Annotated in this window: 17 protein-coding genes; 6 read left to right on the top strand and 11 right to left on the bottom strand. The window is 66.4% G+C overall.

Annotated elements, in window-relative coordinates; genetic code table 11:
* Positions 1-11: 11 nt before the first annotated feature.
* Complete coding sequence (locus tag ACTHN1_RS16900) at positions 12-1,520, bottom strand: MFS transporter (RefSeq protein ID WP_440472084.1); 1,509 nt, start codon at positions 1,518-1,520, stop codon at positions 12-14.
* A 155-nt stretch (positions 1,521-1,675) separates the two neighbouring features.
* On the opposite strand from ACTHN1_RS16900, the gene ACTHN1_RS16905 reads away from it, so the two are divergent.
* Positions 1,676-2,518: a LysR family transcriptional regulator gene (locus tag ACTHN1_RS16905; protein WP_440472085.1), complete on the top strand. Its 843-nt coding sequence runs from the start codon at positions 1,676-1,678 to the stop codon at positions 2,516-2,518.
* A gap of 109 nt (positions 2,519-2,627) precedes the next feature.
* Here the strand turns inward: ACTHN1_RS16905 and acnB are convergent, their stop codons facing one another.
* From acnB to ACTHN1_RS16945, 8 genes are all read right to left on the bottom strand, one after another.
* Entirely contained in the window at positions 2,628-5,219 is a 2,592-nt protein-coding gene (gene acnB / locus ACTHN1_RS16910; protein WP_440472086.1) for a bifunctional aconitate hydratase 2/2-methylisocitrate dehydratase, read from the bottom strand.
* Positions 5,220-5,266: 47 nt separating this feature from the next.
* Positions 5,267-5,671, bottom strand: a complete 405-nt coding sequence (locus tag ACTHN1_RS16915) for a type II toxin-antitoxin system VapC family toxin (protein WP_440472087.1) — start codon at positions 5,669-5,671, stop codon at positions 5,267-5,269.
* A gap of 17 nt (positions 5,672-5,688) precedes the next feature.
* Positions 5,689-5,934, bottom strand: coding sequence for an AbrB/MazE/SpoVT family DNA-binding domain-containing protein (locus ACTHN1_RS16920; RefSeq protein WP_440472088.1), 246 nt, complete (start codon positions 5,932-5,934; stop codon positions 5,689-5,691).
* 112 nt (positions 5,935-6,046) lie between these two features.
* On the bottom strand, positions 6,047-7,492 hold the full coding sequence (locus tag ACTHN1_RS16925; protein ID WP_440472089.1) for an OprO/OprP family phosphate-selective porin: 1,446 nt from the start codon (positions 7,490-7,492) through the stop codon (positions 6,047-6,049).
* 103 nt (positions 7,493-7,595) lie between these two features.
* A complete protein-coding gene (locus ACTHN1_RS16930) occupies positions 7,596-8,369 on the bottom strand; it encodes an ABC transporter permease (protein WP_440472090.1) in 774 nt (257 codons plus the stop codon).
* Positions 8,353-9,123 carry an ABC transporter ATP-binding protein gene (locus ACTHN1_RS16935; protein WP_440472091.1) on the bottom strand — a complete coding sequence of 257 codons (771 nt, stop codon included), beginning with the start codon at positions 9,121-9,123 and terminating at the stop codon, positions 8,353-8,355. The genes ACTHN1_RS16930 and ACTHN1_RS16935 overlap by 17 nt, the downstream gene beginning before the upstream one ends.
* A gap of 96 nt (positions 9,124-9,219) precedes the next feature.
* A complete protein-coding gene (locus ACTHN1_RS16940) occupies positions 9,220-10,272 on the bottom strand; it encodes an ABC transporter substrate-binding protein (RefSeq protein ID WP_440472092.1) in 1,053 nt (350 codons plus the stop codon).
* 50 nt (positions 10,273-10,322) lie between these two features.
* Positions 10,323-11,438, bottom strand: coding sequence for a 4-oxalomesaconate tautomerase (locus ACTHN1_RS16945; protein WP_440472093.1), 1,116 nt, complete (start codon positions 11,436-11,438; stop codon positions 10,323-10,325).
* Positions 11,439-11,529: 91 nt separating this feature from the next.
* Here ACTHN1_RS16945 and ACTHN1_RS16950 point away from each other — a divergent pair, with 91 nt between their 5' ends.
* The 3 genes from ACTHN1_RS16950 to ACTHN1_RS16960 all read left to right on the top strand — a co-directional run bounded on the left by ACTHN1_RS16950 (position 11,530) and on the right by ACTHN1_RS16960 (position 16,037).
* The gene (locus ACTHN1_RS16950; RefSeq protein ID WP_440472094.1) at positions 11,530-12,429 is read left to right on the top strand and encodes a LysR family transcriptional regulator; all 900 of its coding nucleotides are present in this window, start codon (positions 11,530-11,532) and stop codon (positions 12,427-12,429) included.
* A 198-nt stretch (positions 12,430-12,627) separates the two neighbouring features.
* Positions 12,628-15,387: an aconitate hydratase AcnA gene (gene acnA / locus ACTHN1_RS16955; protein WP_440472095.1), complete on the top strand. Its 2,760-nt coding sequence runs from the start codon at positions 12,628-12,630 to the stop codon at positions 15,385-15,387.
* Between the two features lie 293 nt (positions 15,388-15,680).
* On the top strand, positions 15,681-16,037 hold the full coding sequence (locus ACTHN1_RS16960; RefSeq protein WP_440472096.1) for a hypothetical protein: 357 nt from the start codon (positions 15,681-15,683) through the stop codon (positions 16,035-16,037).
* Between the two features lie 13 nt (positions 16,038-16,050).
* Here ACTHN1_RS16960 and ACTHN1_RS16965 read toward each other — a convergent pair whose 3' ends face one another.
* On the bottom strand, positions 16,051-16,503 hold the full coding sequence (locus ACTHN1_RS16965) for a nuclear transport factor 2 family protein (RefSeq protein WP_440472097.1): 453 nt from the start codon (positions 16,501-16,503) through the stop codon (positions 16,051-16,053).
* 132 nt (positions 16,504-16,635) lie between these two features.
* Here ACTHN1_RS16965 and ACTHN1_RS16970 point away from each other — a divergent pair, with 132 nt between their 5' ends.
* Together ACTHN1_RS16970 and ACTHN1_RS16975 are read left to right on the top strand one after the other, a co-directional pair.
* Positions 16,636-18,327, top strand: a complete 1,692-nt coding sequence (locus tag ACTHN1_RS16970; RefSeq protein WP_440472098.1) for a long-chain fatty acid--CoA ligase — start codon at positions 16,636-16,638, stop codon at positions 18,325-18,327.
* Between the two features lie 234 nt (positions 18,328-18,561).
* The gene (locus tag ACTHN1_RS16975) at positions 18,562-19,428 is read left to right on the top strand and encodes a crotonase/enoyl-CoA hydratase family protein (protein WP_440472099.1); all 867 of its coding nucleotides are present in this window, start codon (positions 18,562-18,564) and stop codon (positions 19,426-19,428) included.
* A 116-nt stretch (positions 19,429-19,544) separates the two neighbouring features.
* Here the strand turns inward: ACTHN1_RS16975 and ACTHN1_RS16980 are convergent, their stop codons facing one another.
* Entirely contained in the window at positions 19,545-21,728 is a 2,184-nt protein-coding gene (locus ACTHN1_RS16980) for an ATP-binding protein (RefSeq protein ID WP_440472100.1), read from the bottom strand.
* Position 21,729: the final 1 nt, after the last annotated feature.

The following is a 21,729-nucleotide window of genomic DNA, read 5'->3' on the forward strand; positions in this document are numbered from 1 at the left end:
CGGTCCCGCGCTCACCCCGTGCAGGCCACCGGCCGCCTCCGGCGCACGCCCAGCGTGCCGAACACGATCAGGCTGACGAACGCCAGCAGACAGACGCTCACGCCTCCGTAGAGGGTGATCCAGCCGAAGCCATGCGCCAACGCCGCCACGCCGGCGGGATCACCCGCCGGATCCCCGGCCGCGATCCGTTCCGCCAACGGGCGCAGATCCGCGTCCGACATCGTGTCGACGCCCACCTGCCGCAATCCCGTCTGCACGCCGCGCACCAGCAGCAATCCCATCAAAGCGATGTTGACCGCCAGCGAGATCAGGCGCGCGCTCATGTCCAGGCCCGACGCCATGCCCACGCGATCCGGCGAGACCGAGCCGGTGCTGGTGTTGGTGACCGGCGTGTTGGTGATGCCCAGGCCGATGCCCGCGATCAGCGCGCCGGGGAGCACCGTCCATAATCCCGGTTCGGCGACGCCGACGCTCCAATGCATCAACAGGAAACCGACACCGATGGTGAACAGGCCCGCCGGAATCACCACGCCGGGTCCGTGGCGCAGCGCCAGGCGCTCGCCCAGCGGCGGGAACACCAGCGCCGGCAGCGTATAGGCCAGCAACGCCATGCCCGAGGGCAGTTCGCCCAGCCCCAGTACGCCGTGGAAGTACAGCGGCAGGTAGACCATCAACGGCCAGAAGCTGAAATTCATGCCCATCGATCCCAGCAGCGCGCCCGAAAAACTGCGGTTGCGCAGCACCGAGAAATCGAACATCGGATGCTCCATCCGCCGCTCCACCGCGACGAACGCGGCCAGGCACGCCAACGATGCCACCAGGATGGCCAGCGCCAGCGGTGTCGCGAAACCCATCGCGTCGCCCTGGGTCAGATAGAACGCCAGTCCCAGCACCGCCAGCGACAGGGTGAGCATGCCCCCCACGTCCAGGCGCCGCGCATCGGGATCACGCGACTCCTCGACACTGGTGAGCACCAGCAGCAACGTCAGCGCCGCGATGGGACCGTGCACCAGGAACACCCAGGTCCAATCCGAGATCGCCACGATCATCCCGCCGATCAGCGGGCCGAATCCGAGCCCGAAACCGAACACCACGCCCCAGGCGGCGAACGCGCGGCTACGCTCGCGCCCATCGCGGAACTGGTGCGACAGGATGGCCAGCATGCAGATCAGCAGCACGCCGCCGCTCAGGCCCTGCAGCACCCGCGCGAAGATCAGCAGGCCCACGCCGCCGGCCAGACCGCACAGCACCGAACTGGCGCCGAACAACGCGCCGCTGATCAGGAACACCCGCCGCCGTCCGAACCGATCGGCCAGCGCGCCGGCAGCCATCAGCACCGTGGTGCTGGCGATCGTGTAGGCGTTCATCACCCACTGCATCTGGCGGAAATCCCCGCCCAGGACCCGCTCCAGGGTGGGCAGGATCACCGGCACGCTGGAGATCTCCAGCCCGAACATCAGGGAAGCGAGACAGACGGCGAACAACGCCGTCCTGTTCCGGCGGGAAAGGGACGCGGACATGGGGGACTCCGACGAGGGTGGCGCGGGAAGCGGCACGGCACGGTCCATTGCATCGGCCGGGGTGGCGCTGGCTGGGCGCCATTGTCGGCATCGCCTTGGAATGATGGAAATGATTTAATTTATTCCAATTCAGTAATTTCCATCATGCCACCCCCATGGACTTCGACCCCACCCTGCTGCGTGCCTTCATCGCGGTCAACGACTCCGGCGGCTTCACCCGCGCCGCCGAGCGCCTGCACCTGACCCAGTCGGCGATCAGCCACCAGATCCGCCGGCTGGAGGAGCAGGTCGGTCGGCCGTTGCTCAATCGCACCACCCGCCGCCTGACCCTGACCGAGGACGGCGAGGAGTTCCTGAGCCACGCGCAGCGCATCCTCGACGCGTCCGACGCGCTGACCCGGCGATTCCATCTGTCGCCGGTGTCCGGCGTGATCCGTTTCGGCGTGGCCGATACCTACCTGGGCGCGCGCCTGCCCAGCCTGCTCGGCCAGTTCGCGCGCAGCCATCCCTGCGTGAGGCTGGAAGTGAACGTCTCGTCCTGCCCGGATTTCCGCGCGATGGTCGCCGCCGGCGAACTCGACATGGCGGTGGTGCTGGCCGAGCCGGGCCAGGAGGAGGATCTGCTGCTGCGCAGTACCGAGTTCGTGTGGAGCGCCGCGGAGAACTTCGCGCCACCCGCGGGCGACTCGCTGCCGCTCGCGTTCGCGCCGGCGCCCTGCCTGCGCAGGCAGATCGGCCTCGCCGCGCTGGAACGCGCCGCGCAGCCCTGGCACTTCACCTTCACCTCGGCCAGCAACGAAGGCCTGCGTGCGGCCACCCTCGCCGGGCTGGGCGTGGCGGTGATGACCCGCACCGAACTGGTCCAGGGCCTGAAGATCGTCAACGACGAACTGGGCCTGCCGGCCCTGCCGAAAGCCGAGTACGTGCTGGTGCGTCGCCCCGGCGAGCAGACCGCCGCCGCCGACGAGTTCACCCGCCTGCTGCAGGATCACGCGTAGGCGCTGAGCCGCCCGCGGCGCGGCCGCATCGGTCCAGGGCACAGGGCTCCGGCAACGAAAAACCCCGGCTTTCGCCGGGGTTTTCGTGGAGCCGTGACCATCGCGACGCTTACGCGGCGACGGTGTCGGCGACGTCCTTGTAGTCGGCGATCTGATCGAAGTTCATGTAGCGGTAGATCTGAGCGCCGTTGGCATTGATGACGCCGATGTCGGCCATGTACTCGGCCTTGGTCGGGATGCGGCCCAGGCGCGAGCAGATCGCGGCCAGTTCCGCCGAACCCAGGTACACGTTGGAGTTCTTGCCCAGGCGGTTCGGGAAGTTGCGGGTGCTGGTGGAGAACACGGTCGCGCCCTCCTTCACCTGCGCCTGGTTGCCCATGCACAGCGAGCAGCCCGGCATTTCCATGCGCGCGCCGGCGGTGCCGAAGGTGCCGTAGTGGCCTTCCTTGGTCAGTTCGGCGGCATCCATCTTGGTCGGCGGCGCGACCCACAGCTTGGTCGGGATGTCGCGCTTGCCTTCCAGCAGCTTGGACGCGGCGCGGAAGTGGCCGATGTTGGTCATGCACGAACCGATGAACACTTCGTCGATCACCGCGCCGGACACTTCCGACAGGGTCTTCACGTCGTCCGGATCGTTCGGGCAGGCCACGATCGGCTCATGCACGTCGGCCAGGTCGATCTCGATGACCGCCGCGTACTCGGCGTCGGCGTCGGCCTTCATCAGTTGCGGATCGGCCAGCCACGCTTCCATCGCCTTGATGCGGCGCTGCAGGCTGCGCGGATCCTGATAGCCCTCGGCGATCATCCACTTCAGCAGCGTGATGTTGCTGTTGATGTACTCGATGATCGGTTCCTTGTTGAGGTGCACGGTGCAGCCGGCGGCCGAACGCTCGGCCGAGGCGTCGGACAGCTCGAACGCCTGCTCCACCTTCAGATCCGGTAGGCCTTCGATTTCCAGGATGCGGCCGGAGAAGATGTTCTTCTTGCCCTGCTTGGCGACCGTCAGCAGGCCCTGCTTGATGGCGTACAGCGGAATGGCGTTGACCAGATCGCGCAGGGTCACGCCCGGCTGCATTTCACCCTTGAAGCGGACCAGCACCGATTCCGGCATGTCCAGCGGCATCACCCCGGTGGCGGCGGCGAAGGCGACCAGGCCCGAACCGGCCGGGAACGAGATGCCCACCGGGAAACGGGTGTGCGAGTCGCCGCCGGTGCCGACGGTGTCGGGCAGCAGCATGCGGTTGAGCCAGCTGTGGATCACGCCGTCGCCCGGGCGCAGCGAGATGCCGCCGCGGTTGCTGATGAACGCCGGCAACTCGTGGTGGGTCTTCACGTCGACCGGCTTCGGATAGGCGGCGGTGTGGCAGAACGACTGCATCACCAAGTCCGCGCTGAAACCCAGGCAGGCCAGATCCTTCAGTTCGTCGCGGGTCATCGGGCCGGTGGTGTCCTGCGAACCCACCGAGGTCATCTTCGGCTCGCAGTAGGTGCCCGGGCGGATGCCCTGGCCTTCGGCCAGGCCGCAGGCGCGGCCAACCATCTTCTGCGCCAGGGTATAGCCCTTGCCGGTGTCGGCCGGGTTCTGCGGCAGGCGGAACAGCGTGGAAGCCGGCAGACCCAGCGCCTCGCGCGCCTTGGCGGTCAGGCCGCGACCGATGATCAGCGGGATGCGGCCGCCGGCGCGCACTTCGTCGAACAGCACGTCGCTCTTGACCTGGAACTCGGCGATGACCTCACCGTTCTTCAGCGCCTTGCCTTCATACGGACGCAGTTCGACGACATCGCCCATGTCCATCTTCGACACGTCCAGTTCGATCGGCAGCGCGCCGGCGTCTTCCATCGTGTTGTAGAAGATGGGAGCGATCTTGCTGCCCAGGCAGACGCCGCCGAAGCGCTTGTTCGGAATGAACGGGATGTCTTCGCCGGTCCACCACAGCACCGAGTTGGTGGCCGACTTGCGGCTGGAGCCGGTGCCGACCACGTCGCCGACGTAGGCGACCGGATGGCCCTTTTCGGTCAGCGACTGGATGAACGCGATCGGGCCGCGCTTGCCGTCTTCCTCCGGGGTGAACGGCGCGCCATCGCGCTTGTTCTTGAGCATCGCCAGGGCGTGCATCGGGATGTCGGGACGGGTGGTCGCGTCCGGCGCCGGCGACAGGTCGTCGGTGTTGGTCTCGCCCGGCACCTTGAACACGGTGACGGTCAGCGACTGCGGCACTTCCGGACGGCTGGTGAACCATTCGGCGTCGGCCCAGCTCTGCAGCACGGCCTGGGCGTTGGCGTTGCCCTTCTGCGCTTTTTCCTGCACATCGTGGAAGGCATCGAACATCAGCAGGGTGTGCTTGAGCGCGTTGGCGGCGATGGTGCCGACTTGGGCGTCGTCCAGCAGTTCCACCAGCGGATGGATGTTGTAGCCGCCGAGCATGGTGCCCAGTAGTTCGGTGGCGCGCTCGCGGCTGATCAGCGGGCACTGCTCGGTGCCGAAGGCGACCGCGGCCAGGTAGGACGCCTTGACCTTGGCGGCGTCGTCGACGCCGGCCGGCACGCGGTGGGTGATCAGATCCAGCAGGAAGTCGCCCTCGCCGGCCGGCGGCGCCTTCAGCAGCTCGATGACGTCGGCGGTCTGCTGGGCCGACAGCGGCAGCGGCGGGATACCCAGCGCGGCGCGCTCGGCTACGTGGTGGCGATAGGCTTCCAACATGGTGACTCCGGTATTCGGTGAAGTGACGGGAAACAACGGGTGGGGCTTCATTCCGCGGCGGGAACAATCAACTTCAGCCCCTTGAAGTAATCGCGGTAGAACCGATCGTCGCGGGTGATCAGCCCGTTGCACTGGAGCAGTGCGTGGGCGCCGATCAGGAAATCGGGCGCGGCGCGGTCACGCGCGCCGTCGCGTTGGCGGTAGCGACGCTGCATTTCGCCGGCGCGCAGGGCCGACTTGGCTTCCAGCGGGCTGAAGCGGATGCTCATTTCCTCCAGCACCGCCAGCGCCTCCGAACCGTCGCGCAGCGCGCTGCACACTTCGGCCAGGGCGACCTCGCAGATCACCACCGGCCCGGCGCTCAGGCATTGGCGCAGGCAGGCTTCGGCGGCGTCGGCCTGCGGGCCGTCGGCCAGCAGGTCGATGAGGACGGAGGAATCCAGGGCAATCATGGCGTCGGCTCAGGCGCTCACTGTTCCGTGGATTCGCCGGGCGCATGGCCGCGCAGGGCGCGCATGGCCGCATCGGTGCTGTCGAAACCATCCAGCTTGAAACGACCGCGGGCGCGCGAGATGGCGTCGTCCACGCTCTTGCGCAGGACGATCCGGCTGCCTTCCAGTTCGACCTTGAGCACGCTGCCCTTGGTCAGGCCCAGGGCATCGCGGACGGCCTTGGGCAGGGTGATCTGGCCACGCTCGGCGACGGTCGCTTCCATCCGGGACTCCTGCGAAGTATGCATGAAGTATACATACTTTCCCCGGCATACCCAAACCGCCGCCGTCGGGAAATGTCGGCCAGGGCGCTCCCGGGCCCCGGCCGACATCGTGTCAGAAGGACACCTGGAAACGCATGTTGACCGTATACCCGCGGTCGTCCCCGGCGTAGCGTCCGGCCGGCTGGCGGGTCCGCCAGCGCACGGTGTCCAGCATCAACCGGCTCCAGTTGTTGAGGTACCAGTTGGTGCCCACCGTCCAGGCGCTGCCCCGCCCGCCTCCCGGCAGGTCGGTGTAGTCGGCGGTGTCGTAGCGGGCCTTCAATTCCCATGCACCGGGCCCGCCGTCGCTCACCGGCGCGTCGACCTTGACCCGTCCCCAGGTCCCGGTCCTGGCCGAATAAGCCGGCCTGGCCTCGCCCAGGAACCACCCCGCCGCCAACGCATGCGCACGATGCGTGAACGTTCCACGCGCGCCGTCATCCCAGCCGCGCACCCGCCGTGCGCCCCATTCTCCCTGGACCCATGCCGGCCCGGCGAACGTCGCCAACTCCAGTCCCAGCGCCTCGCCGCGGTCGGCATCGGCGACCCGGCCGGGGGCGATCCGCAGGTTGTCGTTGAAGGTGCCGCCGATGGCCGCACCGCGTACGGCCCGGACCGGGCCCCGGATCTGCTCGCGGAAACCCCAGCCCCCCAGATGGACGGTCATGCGCTCGGTACGTATGGGATTCCAGTGGCCGCGCAGCGTGTAGGCCAGCGCGCCGTTGCCGCTGCCCGGTTCATCGGGCCCATCCCCGCTGACATGCAGCGCCGCGTGCCAGTCCCGGCCCTGGAGCCGCTGCATCACGCCCAGGTCGGAAGCGCCGTGCTGCGGAAGGATCACCGCCCCCACCACGTTGCGGCTCTGGAACGGCGTACTGGATACCCCGCTGGCGCCGTCCATGCTCCGGTCATTGAGGCGCAGGCCAACCGAGAACTCGGCCGGAATGCCGAACAACTGGTGCTCGAACGCACCGAAGGCCGACTTCCAGCTGACCGCGTTGCCGGCAAAGTCCGCTTCCAGCACGTAGCCCAGCCGCCCGTGATTGCCTTCCACGCCGAGCCGGGCCGAGCTGACCTCGGTTCCGGACAGGTTGCGCGAAGCGGCGTCGGATCCACCCGTGCTGGATGCATCCACGAAAAATCGGCCACGCGGACGGAAACGCGCCTTGCCGTCGGCACTGGTGAATTCGGGCGCGCCCTTGGCCAGGCTGATTTTGGGCTGCGTCGACGCGGTGGCTTCCAGCCGGTCCAGCCGCGTGGCCAGGGCATCGGTACCCGTGGCCTGCGTCGAGGGCTCCGCGGCCGCATCCGCCGCGTGCACCGAAGTCCGGGCAAGACGCGACTCGATGTCGGCCAGACGTGCCTCCAGCATCTGGATGTGGTCCGCCTGTTGCCTGACGATCTGCTCAATCGTCGTGGCCTGCGCGTCATCCGCACCGGAGCCGGGCTGCGCCCAGGCCGGCGCGCACAAGGACAGGCAAGCCGTTGCCAACAGCGTTGGCGTCCGTTTCGTGTTCATCATGTTTCTCCAGGCAAAGCGGCGCCCTCGGCACCGATGCCGTTGAGCGATCAAAGGGAGAGAAGCCGCCACCGGACGCATGCCGGTGACGGGAACCTGCCCGCTAACGGGTGCCTTCCGCCCCGCGTGGACGCCACGTGATCAGGCGGTGTTCGGCGATATCAAGCACTTGATCGATGAGCAGCACGAACATCGCCAGCACGACGATTCCGGCGAACACGCCCACCGCGTTGAAGTTGCCCTCGGCCTGCGCGATCAGGTATCCGAGCCCCGCCGATGCGCCCAGGTATTCGCCGATGATCGCGCCGACCACCGCGAAGCCCACCGAAGTGCGCAGGGAGGACAGGATCCAGCTGGCCGCGGCGGGGAAATAGACATGCCGCAGCAGATCTCGCCGGTTGGCGCCGAGGATGCGCGCGTTCGCCAGCACGGTCGGATTGACCTCGCGCACGCCCTGCATGGCGTTGAAGAAGGTGATGAAGAACACCAGCGTCACCGCCAGCGCGACCTTCGACCATAACCCCAGTCCCAGCCACAGCACGAAGATGGGCGCCAGCACCACGCGCGGTATCGCGTTGAAACTCTTGATGAAAGGATCCAGGATGCGTGCGACGGTGGTATTGAGGCCCAGCCAGACACCGGCCGCCACGCCCATCACCGTGCCGATGACATAGCCCAGCGCGGTCTCGGTCAACGTTACCGACACATGCTTGTAGAAACCGGTGTCGCTGAGCCAGACATACATCTGGCGGACGATGTCCCACGGCGCCGGAAAGAAGAACGGGTCGATGATGCGCAAGGACACGCCCGCCTGCCAGCCGCCGAACACGGCCACCACCAGCCCCGCCTGGATGAACCGCTCAGTCGCCGTACGCATAGCTCTTCTCCACTTCGCCACGCAGGCAGGCCCAGATATCGCGATACAGATCGGTGAAGCGCGGATCCAGCTTGATTTCGGCCACGTTGCGCGGCCGCTCCAGCGCAACCCGGAAACTCTCCACCACGCGGCTACCCGGCCCCGAGGCCAGCACCACCACACGATCGCCCAGGGCGATGGCTTCCTCGAGATCATGGGTGATCAGGATCACCGAGCGGCGGTCCTCCTGCCACAGCCGCAGCAGTTTGTTCTGCATCAGGTGCCGGGTATGGATGTCCAGCGCCGAGAACGGCTCGTCCATCAGGATCACCTTGGGCTCGACGATGAGCGCCTGCGCCATCTGCACGCGTTTGCGCTGCCCGCCGGAAAGCTGATGCGGATAGCGGTGCTCGAACCCCGCCAGGCCGACCTTGGCGAGCCAGTCGCGCGCCTGTCGGCCGCGTTCGAGCGCCCCGATGCCGCGAAAGCGAAGGCCGAGTTCGACGTTCTCGAGCGCCGTTTTCCACGGCAGCAACGCATCCTGCTGGAACAGGTAACCCACGCTGTTCTGGACACCTGCCACCGGCCGGCCGTCGATGCTCACCCCTCCCGCCGCCGGCGCCAGCAAACCGGCCACGGCGTTGAGGATGGTGCTCTTGCCGCAGCCGGTGGGCCCGACGATGGCGAGGAACTCGCCGTCGCCTACCCGGATATCGACGTCACGCACCGCGACGAAGTCGCCGAACGCCATCGTCATGCCTTCGATCGATACCATCGGATTGGGTATCGGGGATGCCGCGAAGGCTGTTTCCTTCCTGTGCTCACGCACGGGATTCAGTGCTGCCATGACATTGCCCTCCAGACAAAATCTTCAATGTCCGCTCGACGCGCGGTCGACAAAGCGGTTCGTATAGGTCTTCGCCAGATCCACCTGGGCCGCCGCGATGTCCGGGTTGAACTCCGAGAGCACCGTCAGCGGAGTACCCATGTCCGACTCGGCGAACCGGCCATCGGGGGAGAAGATGCCGCGCGCGGATTCCACCGCTTTGGCGTAGACGGCCCGATCACCGGAGACATAGCTGTCCGGGAGCGCCGCGACGATGGCCTCCGCGCTGTTCTCGGCGATGAATTTCAGGGCTCGCCGCTCGGCGCGAACGATCTTCTGGATGGCGTCCGGGCGCGCCTCGATGAACGACGGCTGGGCGTACAGCACCGAGGTCGGATAGATGCCGCCGTAGACCTCGCGCGCGCCAGCGTCGCTGCGCGCGTCAATCAGGATCCGGCCGACGCCGCGTTCCTGGATCAGGGTCGCGGCCGGATCGTAGTTCACCAGCAGATCAACCTTGCCCTGCTCCAGCGCCGCGACCGCCGCGGCGCCCGATCCCACGCCGATCAATGACACCGCCGAGGCCGGGATGCGGTGGCGTTCCAGGTAGTAGCGGATGAAGAAGTCCGACGAGGATCCGGGCGAGGTGATGCCGACACGCGCGCCGCGGATGGTGTCCGGCCGGGCCGGATCGAAGCGGCTGCGCTTGCCGCCCGCCAGCACCAGGCCGGAATTGCGCGACAGCAGCACGAAGGCCGTCACCGGTTTGTCCTTGACCTGCATCTGGATGGTGTGGTCGTAGAAGCCCACCGCCACGTCGGTGGAACCGGCGACCAGCGCCTGCAGGACCTTGGCGCCGCCCTGGGCGAAGTTCTCGGTCCGTACATCGAGGCCTTCATCCCTGAAATAACCCTGGGAATCGGCGATGAAGAACGGCAGATTGTTGAGGTTGTAGGAGCCCACGCTGATGCGCACCGGCGCGCCGGTCACCGCCGGGGAATCCGCGTTGCCCGACGGCGGGCCGGCGGCATTCCTGCCGTCGCATCCGGTGAAGAGCAGGGCGAGCATCGCGCCCAGGCACAGCAGTCTTGCGTACATCGTGTTCCCTCCCGAGGAATGGTGATGATTGGATGGCTATGTATCCGCACTCATGCGGCGCGCGTCCAGGAGCTGGCCTCCCTGGCCGGCAGATGCGTGAACACTTTTCCTTCGAACAATCGCCGGGCGGTGCGCACCACGCTGGCGATCCAGGGACCATCGGGTTTCGCGCGTTCGAGCGATACCTCCAGACAGCCGCCGGGGTGTTCCAGCACAACGCCGGTCGTCTCGATGGGGCCGGCAAGCGCGTGCGCCACCGTGCCTGCAGTAACGGCCGCCGTGGCGATGCCGACCCCTCCGGTGATGGCCAAAGCGCGATGACATTGGTGTGGCATGAAGTAACGTACCCGCAGGCCGGGAGCCGACTCCCTGGCGGCCAGCAGGACAGGCTTTGGAATGACACGGCTGCCGGCGTCCGGTATGCCCATGCGTCGGCCCGCTTCAATGCGGATCGCTTCCAGGCGACGCAGCAATGCCGCATCGCCGTTCAATTTCGAAGGCGGTTCATCGCCGCGCAATCCCAACGCCTCCGCGGGGATCAGCACCATCGGGATCGCGCAGTCGATGCAGCTGACGTCGACGCCTTCGATCTGCTCCTGTGCAGCCCCCGTTGGCAGTAATCGGCCTCCGCGGGTGCCCGCGGCATCCAGGAAGGCCAGTTCTATCGGCGCAGCACGGCCCGGCACCCCGGCGATGCGGGTATCGCCCTGATAGGTCACGCGCCCCGATGGGGTTTGCACGGTTGCGCGGATGATCTTGCCGGTATTGACGTTGTGGATGCGGACCTGTGTCCTTGGATGCACGCCCGGCACCAGTCCGGCCTCGATCGCGAAGGGCGCGGCGGCCGACAGCATGTTGCCGCAGTTGGGACTGGTGTCGACCTGCCGCTCGTCCACTTTCACTTGCGCGAACAGGTAGTCGATGTCGGCGTCGGGTCGCGATGCGTGGTCTATGATGGCAACCTTGCTGGAGAGCGGATTCCCGCCGCCGATACCATCGATCTGCAAGGGATGGCCGGAGCCCATCAGGTCCAGCAGCAGCTGATCGCGCATCGCGGGATCCGGCGGCAGATCGGAGGCGAGGAAGAACGGCCCCTTCGACGTGCCTCCCCGCATCAGGACACATGGAATGCCCAGCGGCTCGTTGGACGATGCATCACGACTCATGCTTGAATCACATTAATATTGCCCCTGTGATTCGATACTGGCATGAAGCCATGCGACGATTAATTGCTAATTTTTCCCGAATTGATAGGCCATGAGCATCAATTGCGAGATCCTGGATCTGCGCGCGTTCCTGCTGGTCAGCGAGACCCGCAGTTTCCACCGCGCCGCCGAAACCCTCCATCTGTCGCAACCGGCGCTCAGCCGGCGCATCCAGAAACTCGAACAGAACGTGGGCGCGCCGCTGCTGGAACGGACCACCCGCAGCGTGGTGCCGACCGCGGTCGGCCAGGATCTGTTGCCGCTGGTCCGGCGCATGCTGGAGGAGTTCGATGGCTCGCTGTTTTCGCTGCGTGGCAGCGACGAACATCGTGGCGGCCAGGTCACCATCGCCTGCCTGCCCACCGCCGCGTTCTATTTCCTGCCCAGCGTGATCGCCCGCTTCCATGAAGATCACCCGCGTGTGCGGTTCCGCATCCTCGATCTGCCGGCCACCGAGGGCCTGCAGGCGGTGGAACGCGGCGAAGTCGAGTTCGGCATCAACTTCATGGGCAGTTCGCATCCGGAACTGGCCTTCGATGCGTTGCTCGAGGATCCGTTCGTACTGGCGTGCCGGCGGGATCATCCGCTGGCGAGGAAACGGCGCATCCACTGGAGCGATCTGGCGCCCTATCCGCTGATCACGGTGCACCGCACCAGCGGCAACCGCACCCTGCTGGACGGCGCGCTGGCGCGCGAGAACCTGCGCCTGAACTGGTTCTACGAGGTCACCCATCTGTCCACGTCGCTGGGCCTGGTCGAAGCCGGCGTCGGCATTTCCGTCCTGCCACGGATGGCCACCCCGCAAGGCGAACATCCCTCCCTGGTGACACGTCCGCTGAGCCACCCCGACATATCGCGCACCATCGGCGTGGTGCGCCGGCGCGGCGCGCAGTTGTCCCCGGTGGCGGAGCGCTTCCTGGACTTGTTGCGGCACGAATGGCGGGACGGTTGAAGCCGCCGGCCATGGCGCCGGGACGCGCAGCAAGCACCTGCCGGCAACAGTGAAGTCCATCCCGCGGCCCTTGGGGAACGCGCGCTCCGGCTCCATTTGAGGGACAATCGCTTGCATCGCCGACGGCCTCGCCGCCGGCGCCAAGCCAGCCGGCCTCTGGCCGTCGTCATCGCCAGCCACCGTCACAGGAGCCCCCGCATGAGCGACTCTTTCTCCACCCGCAGCCGTCTGGACGTCAACGGCAAGGCGTACACCTATTTCAGCCTGCCCAAGCTGGGCCAGCGCTTCGACATTGCCCGCCTCCCCTATTCGATGAAGATCCTGCTGGAGAACCTGCTCCGCTGCGAGGACGGCGTCAGCGTCACCCCCGAGCACATCGAAGCGGTCGCGAAATGGGATGCGACCCGCGAGCCGGACACCGAAATCGCCTTCATGCCCGCCCGCGTGGTGCTGCAGGATTTCACCGGCGTCCCCTGCGTGGTCGACCTGGCGGCGATGCGCGACGCGGTGGTCAAGCTGGGCGGCAATCCGGATCAGATCAATCCACTGATTCCGTCCGAGCTGGTCATCGACCACTCGGTGCAGGTGGACGTGTTCGGCAAGCCCGACGCGCTGGATCTGAACGGCAAGATCGAGTTCGACCGCAACAAGGAGCGCTACGGCTTCCTGCGCTGGGGCCAGAAGGCGTTCGACAACTTCAAGGTGGTGCCGCCCAACACCGGCATCGTCCACCAGGTGAACCTGGAGAACCTGGCGCGGGTGGTGATGACCGCGCAGCGGGATGGCGAGACCATCGCCTATCCGGATACCGTGTTCGGCACCGATTCGCACACCACGATGATCAACGGCATCGGCGTGCTGGGCTGGGGCGTGGGTGGCATCGAAGCCGAGGCGGCCATGCTGGGCCAGCCTTCCTCGATGCTGATCCCGCAGGTGGTCGGCTTCAAGCTGACCGGCAAGTTGCCCGAGGGCGCCACCGCGACCGACCTGGTGCTGACCGTCACCCAGATGCTGCGCAAGCTCGGGGTGGTGGGCAAGTTCGTCGAATTCTACGGTGATGGCCTGCAGCACCTGCCGCTGGCCGATCGCGCCACCATCGGCAACATGGCGCCGGAATACGGCGCGACCTGCGGCATTTTCCCGATCGATGCCGAGTCGCTGAACTACCTGCGCCTGTCCGGCCGCAGCGAGGATCAGATCGCGCTCGTCGAAAGTTATGCCAGGGCCCAGGGCCTGTGGCACGACGCCGATAGCCCGCACGCCCAGTACAGCGCCACCCTGCACTTGGACATGGGCGACGTGAAGCCGTCGCTGGCCGGTCCCAAGCGCCCGCAGGATCGCGTGCTGCTGGAGGATGTGCAGAAGAATTTCCGCGACAACCTGCAGCCGTTCGCCGAAGCCCGCGACAAGCGCAGCCAGGCGATTTCCGACTTCGTGTCCGAAGGCGGCGGTTCGGCGGTGGGCAACGAGGCGCTGAGCCGCGGCTATGCCGACATCGAGACCGAAGGCCAGAAGGTGCGGCTGAAGGACGGCGCCGTGGTCATCGCGGCGATCACGTCCTGCACCAACACCTCCAACCCGGCGGTGATGATCGGCGCGGGCCTGCTCGCCCGCAACGCGGCCGCCAAGGGGCTGAACCGCAAGCCCTGGGTCAAGACCTCGTTGGGACCGGGCTCGCGCGTGGTCACCGATTACCTGGAAAAGGCCGGCGTGCTGGATGACCTTGAGAAGCTGGGCTTCTACGTGGTCGGCTACGGCTGCACGACCTGCATCGGCAACTCCGGCCCGTTGCCGGTGGAAGTCAGCGCGGGCATCGCCGCCGGCGATCTGGTGGTGACCTCGGTACTGTCGGGCAACCGCAACTTCGAAGGCCGCGTGCACCCCGAAGTGAAGATGAACTATCTGGCCTCGCCGCCGCTGGTCGTCGCCTACGCGATCGCCGGCACCACCGACATCGATCTCACCACCGAGCCGCTGGGCGTGGGCAACGACGGCCAGCCGGTCTACCTGAAGGACATCTGGCCGAGCAACAGCGAGATCGGCGATTTCATCGCCCGCACCATCGGGCCGGAGATGTTCGCCAAGAACTACGCCGACGTGTTCAAGGGCGATACCCGCTGGAACGCCATCGCCTCGCCGGACGGCGATCTGTATGCGTGGGATTCGGACTCGACCTACATCAAGAATCCGCCCTACTTCGAGCGCATGACGATGGCGGTCGGCGGCATCGACGACGTGTATGGCGCCCGCGTGCTGGGCCTGTTCGGCGACTCGATCACCACCGATCACATCTCGCCGGCCGGCAACATCAAGAAGGACTCCCCGGCGGGTCGTTTCCTGATCTCGCGCGGCGTGCAGCCGGTGGACTTCAACAGCTACGGCAGCCGCCGCGGCAACGACGACGTGATGGTGCGCGGCACCTTCGCCAACATCCGCATCAAGAACCTGATGTTCGGCGGCGAGGAAGGCGGCAACACGCTGTACCACCCGCCCGGTGGCGGCGCGCCGGAGAAGCTGTCGATCTACGACGCGGCGATGAAGTACAAGGCCGACGGCGTGCCGCTGGTGGTCCTGGCCGGCAAGGAGTACGGCACGGGCTCCTCCCGCGACTGGGCCGCCAAGGGCACCAACCTGCTCGGCGTGAAGGCGGTGTTCGCGGAGAGTTTCGAGCGCATCCACCGCTCCAATCTGGTCGGCATGGGCGTGCTGCCGCTGCAGTTCATCGACGGACAGAACGCACAGACCCTGGGCCTGGACGGATCGGAAGTGTTCGACATCGCCGGGCTGCAGGACGGCGCGTCGAAGGTCGCCACCGTCACCGCGCGCCGTACCGACGGGCAGGAGATCCGTTTCCAGGTCAAGGTGCTGCTGCTGACGCCGAAGGAAGTCGAGTACTTCCGCCACGGCGGCCTGCTCCACTACGTGCTCCGTCAGTTGGCGGCGCGCAAGGCGGCCTGATCGAGCGCCGACATCACGGAAGCCCCGCCCCGCGAAGCACGCGGGGCGCTCTACCGGCGCGCGAGCCAATGGCTCGCAAGCGCACCGGTCTCGCCCGCCACGGCGGGCCTGATCAAGGAAAACCAGCTCCCCGGCGGTTGCCGGTTCCGGGCGGCGTTTGCGTGGTATCCGGTGACGGGACGGATTCGCCGGCCCAGCGAGGAAACATCATGCGCGCATCACTGCTGCCCGGATGCCTTCTGCCGCCCCTGCTTTTCTGTATGCCCGTGGCCCATGCCGTCGAAATCACCGGCATGAAGGACTTCCCCCTGCTTCATGGCCGCTACGCGCCGGCCGGCGACTGCCGGCGCCAGCCACGCATTCTTGTGGATGCCGAAGGCATGGCCTTCGAGATCGAGGGACGCGGTGAACGGGTGAGCCGGATGGAGTACGCGGCCAGCTACGGCGGCAACTTCTATGAAGGCAACAGCCAGTGGTTCTTCCCGTTCGGTCGCGAAGGCCACCATCCGGTGCTGATGACTTTCAACGCCGACGAAAAGCCGGGCGTGCTGACGGTGGCGCCGCACGACGAAGGCTATCCCGGCGGTCCGGCGCTGAACCCGCGCCACCGTGCGCTGGTCGCCGGCTCGCCCTACCTGCGTTGCCGCTGAATGAGGCTGGTGCTCAGCGTCCGGCCTGCCAGTCGGCGTGATAGAGCTGCCACTCGTTGTCGACCCGGCGCCAGCCCGTGGTGACCCGGTAACTCTGCGCGCTGTCCGGCAGCCACCGTCCGCGCCCGCCGCCTGTGAGCAGCGCATCGAAACGGATCATCGCGGTATCCGTCTGCATCACCACTTCCAAGGGACCGGTGGTGACGCCGATGCTGTCGCGGGCGAGCAATTGAGCGCGCAGCAGGTTGTGCAGCGCAGCACGATCCATGCCCTGCGGGCCGGAAAAATCCTCGGCGATGATCGCCATCGCATCGGCCGGGTTCCGCTGCTCCACCGCGCCCTGCAGCGCGTCGAAGCGGTTCCGCAGTTGCTGCTCCGGCGTGGTCCGCGAACAGCCGGCCAGCAGCGCCAGCAGGATCAACAGCGCGGGCAGCCATCCCTTCCGGGCGCCGAGGGGTCGGGGCACCGCGATTACGTTTTTCACACTCCCTTCGCCTTTTCCATCCGGAACGGTATGCTCACTCTCGTGACCCCCACGCGGCGCTCGCGCCGACACCGCAAACATACCCGAAGCATGGCCCTGGGGAGGGAGTAGAAGATGAGTCAAGACCGTCCGTGGTTCAAGAGCTATCCGGAAGGCGTTCCGCGCGAAATCGATCTGGATGAGTACCGCTCCATCGTCTCGGTGCTGGAAAGCGCCATTGATCGCTACCGCAATCGCCCGGCGTTCTCGAACTTCGGCAAGAGTCTGACCTATGGCGACGTGGATACGCTCAGCAAGCAGTTCGCGGCCTATCTGCTCAATGAGCTGAAGCTGAAGAAAGGCGATCGCGTCGCGATCATGATGCCCAACTGTCTGCAGTATCCGATCGCCATCTTCGGCGTGCTGCGCGCGGGGTTGACGGTGGTCAACGTCAATCCGATGTACACGCCGCGCGAGTTGCGCCACCAGTTGTCCGACTCCGCCGCCAGCGTGCTGCTGGTCGTGGACAACTTCGGCAAGACAGTGCAGGAAGCCATCCCCGGCCTGACCTCGCTCAAGCAGGTCATCACCACCGGACTGGGCGATCTGCTCGGCTTTCCCAAGGGCCCGCTGATCAACTTCGTGCTGAAGTACGTCAAGAAGATGGTGCCCGACTACGACATCCCGGGCACGGTCCGTTTCAAGGACACGCTCACCCTGGGCCGCCTGCATGCGTTGCCCGAGGTCGAGATCGCCCCGGAGGACATCGCGTTCCTGCAATACACCGGCGGCACCACCGGCGTGGCCAAGGGCGCGATGCTCACGCATCGCAACATGGTCGCCAACATGCAGCAGGCTTCGGCCTGGATCGGCCGTGACGTCAAGGCGGAGGGCGAACTGATCGTCACCGCGTTGCCGCTCTACCATATCTTCGCGCTCACCGCGAACTGCCTGGTGTTCATGAAATTCGGTGCGTCCAACCACCTGATCACCAACCCGCGCGACATGCCGAACTTCGTCAAGGAGATCAGCAAGATCCAGTTCACCGCGATTACCGGTGTCAACACGCTGTTCAATGGCCTGTTGAATACGCCCGGTTTCGACCAGGTGGACTTCTCCCGCCTGCATCTAACCCTGGGCGGCGGCATGGCCGTGCAGCGAGCGGTTGCCGATCGCTGGAAGAAGGTCACCGGGATTACCCTGGTGGAAGCCTACGGCCTGACCGAAACCGCGCCGGCGGCGTGCATCAATCCCATGGATCTGAAGGACTACAACGGCGCCATCGGCCTGCCGATTCCGTCCACCGACGCCTGCCTCAAGGATGACGACGGCAATCTGGTCGGACTGGGCGAGGTCGGCGAGCTGTGCATCAAGGGACCGCAGGTCATGCGCGGCTACTGGCAGCGCCCGGAAGAAACCGCCAAGGTCATCGACGCCGACGGCTGGCTGCATACCGGCGACATGGCCAAGATGGACGCCGACGGCTTCTTCTACATCGTCGACCGCAAGAAGGACATGATCCTGGTGTCGGGTTTCAACGTGTACCCGAACGAGGTCGAGGACGTCATCGCGGGCCTGGAGGGTGTCCTGGAGGTGGCCGCCATCGGCGTGCCGGACGAGCGCTCCGGCGAAGCGGTCAAGGTCTTCATCGTCAAGAAGGACCCTGCCCTCACCGAGGAACGGATCAAGGCCTACTGCCGGGACAACCTCACCGGCTACAAGCAGCCGCGGTACATCGAGTTCCGGACCGAACTGCCCAAGACCAATGTCGGCAAGATCCTCCGCAAGGAGCTTCGCGAACCGCCCCCGTCCGGGGCCGCCCACTGAAATCGAAAGGCCGGCGCAAGCCGGCCTTTCTTTTTGATTCTCAAAACTTTAGGGTTGTTTTTGAGATTATCATCACATTTATGAACAACGGGAAGGGATAAACCCTGTACTTGGCGGTCCAGTCAGTGTGCGTCGTCTTTTCACTAATCGTTCAGGTGTAGCATCGCGCCGTGCCCAGCACGTCCCCAATACCAATCCCCACACCATCGGCCCACAGGCCACCGAGGAGTCGTCATGAACAACGTCGAAAAACTGCAGCGCACCCGCAATTTCTCCACCATCAAGGTGGAATCCGCGCCCGATGGCAACAGCCATTGGATGTATATGCACAACGACGCTGGCAAGGGCTCCCGGCCGTGCTTCCGCAGCGAACTGCTGGATGAAATGTGGAGCTTCACTTCCTCGATCACCCTGCGCGAAAGCGAGCGTCAGTCCGGTCGCCTGCGTCATTTCGTGCTCGCCTCGTCGGCGTCGGCCTTCAACCTGGGCGGCGATCTGGAACTGTTCGCCAAGCTGATCCGCGCCAACGACCGCGAGCACCTGCTGGCCTATGCCCGCCGCTGCATCGATGGCGTGTACACCCTGCATACCGGCCTGGGCGGCGACGTCCGCACGATCGCGCTGCTGCAGGGCGATGCGCTGGGCGGTGGTCTCGAAATGGCGCTGGCCTGCCACACCATCGTCGCCGAGGAAGGCGTCGAGATGGGCCTGCCGGAAGTCCTGTTCGGGCTGTTCCCGGGCATGGGCGCCTACTCGTTCCTGTGCAAGCGCGTTGCGCCGCAGCTGGCCGAGCGCATCATCCTGGAAGGCAACATGTATTCCAGCGACGAGTTCTACAAGATGGGCATCGTCGACATCCTGGTGCCGAAGGGCCAGGGCGAAGCCGCCGTGCAGGATCTGATCCGCCAGCAGCAGCGCGCCCCCTACTCCCATCTGGCGATGAACACCGTCCGCGGCCTGGCCCAGCGGGTCAGCTACGACGAGCTGATGAACATCACGGAAGTCTGGGTCGACACCGCGCTGGCGCTGGGCGACAAGTCCCTGCGGATGATGGAGCGCATCGTGCGCGCGCAGGAAAAGCGCGCCATGCAGGCCGCCTGACCGAAAACCGGAATCGCAGCCACCACAGGGGGCGGGGACTGCGCAAGGCACCCCGGATGGCGGGACGGCCGTGGCCGCCCGCCTGAGTCATTGCCCTCTGCTATCGCGCAAACGGATCAATTGCGCTCGTGGCTGCCGTGGTCGGGCGAATGGCGCGACCGCTCGCGCGCCTCCAATGCCGCCCTGCCCTGGGCCAGATAGGAATTCACCGCCGCCAGCCGCTGCCGCCACTCGCGAGCGACCTGCCAGTCGGCCAGCCGCATCAGCTCGCTCGCGGCCGCCGCCAGTTTGACCAGACCCAGGTTGCTGGCCACGCCCTTCAGCGCATGCGCATGATCGCGCAGGTGTTCGCCCTGGCCATGCTCCATCGCGTGCGCCATCGCGCCGATGCAGCCATCGGCATCGTTGAGGCACTGCGCGATGAATTCGCGCTCGAAGGCCTCGCCCATGCCCAGCGCGCTGAGTTCATCCAGCACGGTCATGTCCAGGATCTCGTCGCCCACCCGCACCGCGGTGGTCGGCATCGGAGCCTGCTGCGGGGCGACCGCGCCGTTGGTGGCGATTTCCGCCAGGGTGTCCAGCAGGCGGGTCGCGACCACGGGTTTGGCCAGGAACGCGCGGGCGCCCGCGCGTTCGCAGTTGCGGATGGCGTCCGGAGTCACGTCGGCGCTCAGGATCACCACCGGCGTGCGCTGGCCGGAACCGGCCTCCATCACCCGCAATTGCTTGAGCAGATCCAGGCCGCTGACGTCGGGCATGTGCAGATCGCAGATGACCGCGTCGTAATCGAAGGAATCCAACGCGTTGAGCACGTCCTCGCCGCCGTTGACGCAGGTGACGCGGTGGCCGGCCTTCTGCAGCAGGCGCTGCACGACCATCCGGTTGGCCTCGTGGTCGTCGGCGACCAGGATCTGCATGCTGCGCACGCGCGCGCGATGACGCAGGAACGGATCCGAGAACGCGATGATGTTCTCGGCGCCCGGCTTGCCATTGGCGTCGTCGAGCCAGTTCGCCGGCACCTGGATGGCCGGGGTGACTTCGCGCGGCTGGACCGGCTCGAACGGGAGTTCGACCCAGAACGAGCTGCCGCGCTGTTCGCTGCTCTCGAAACCGATGGTGCCGCCCATCGCCTCGGTCAGGCCCTTGGCGATGGTGGTGCCCAGGCCGGTGCCGCCATAGCGGCGCGCCAGGCTGGCGTCGGCCTGCTCGAAAGCCTCGAACAGGCGTTCGCGCACCGAGGCGGGAATGCCGATGCCGGTGTCGGTCACGGTGAAGCGCAACCGGTTCGGGCTGCCGGCCAGGGTGACCTGCAGGCGCACTTCACCCTTGTCGGTGAACTTGACCGCGTTGCCGGCCAGGTTCAACAGCACCTGGCGCAGATGGCCCGAATCGCCACGCAGCAGCGCGGGCACGGCATCGTCGAACTGCACCTCGTAATTGAGCTGCTTGCCCCGGGCTTGCGGCAGCAGGATCAGGCCGATGCTCTCGACCAGCTCGCGCGGCGAGAACTCGACCACGTTGAGCTTGAGCTTGCCGGCCTCGATGGCCGAAATGTCGAGCACGTCCTCCACCAGCGCCAGCAGGCTGCGGGTGGAGGCCTGGATGGTCTGCAGGCACTCGCGCTGCTCGCTGTCCAGGCGGGTGGTCGCCAGCAGTTCGGACATGCCGGCCAGGCCGTTGAGCGGCGTGCGGAACTCGTGGCTCATGTTGGCCAGGAAGCGGCTCTTGGCCTCGTTTGCCCGGCGCGCCTCCTCGGTGGCGCGGGTCAGATCGCGCAGCAGGCCGGACAGGTACATCGGCACCGCGATCAGGCCGACCCACAGACCCAGGCCGAGATTGAGGTTCTGCTGCCAATACGGACTGACCGTCAGCACGATGCCGAAGCTGATGCACGCCGACGCCACCGCGCCGACCAGATAACGGTTGCCGTAGCGCAGGCCGTTGCCCACGGTCACCCACATCAGGATCACGTACAGCCAGGCCAGCGGTTCGCCCTTGAGCACCATCGCCACGGTCATCAGGCCGTAGTCGGTGATCATGCCGATGATGCGGCGCACGTGCGATTTGCCCGGTTCCAGCAGGATCGCGATGAACAGCATCAGGCCGACCGCGGCGCCGACGCCGCTCATGGTCGCCGACCAGCGATACACATCCGGCGGCAGCGCGCCGTACAGGGCGGCGATGCCCATGTAGAGGATCACGCCGGTGAAGATGATGACGCGGATCGCCGTCTGGCCGTGCTCACTGTCCGGCCGGTTGGCCAGGCGGTTCTTGATCCAGGAGGCCAGATTGCGTTCCATG

It is taken from the genome of Pseudoxanthomonas sp., from assembly GCF_051953815.1.
GTDB lineage: Bacteria > Pseudomonadota > Gammaproteobacteria > Xanthomonadales > Xanthomonadaceae > Pseudoxanthomonas_A.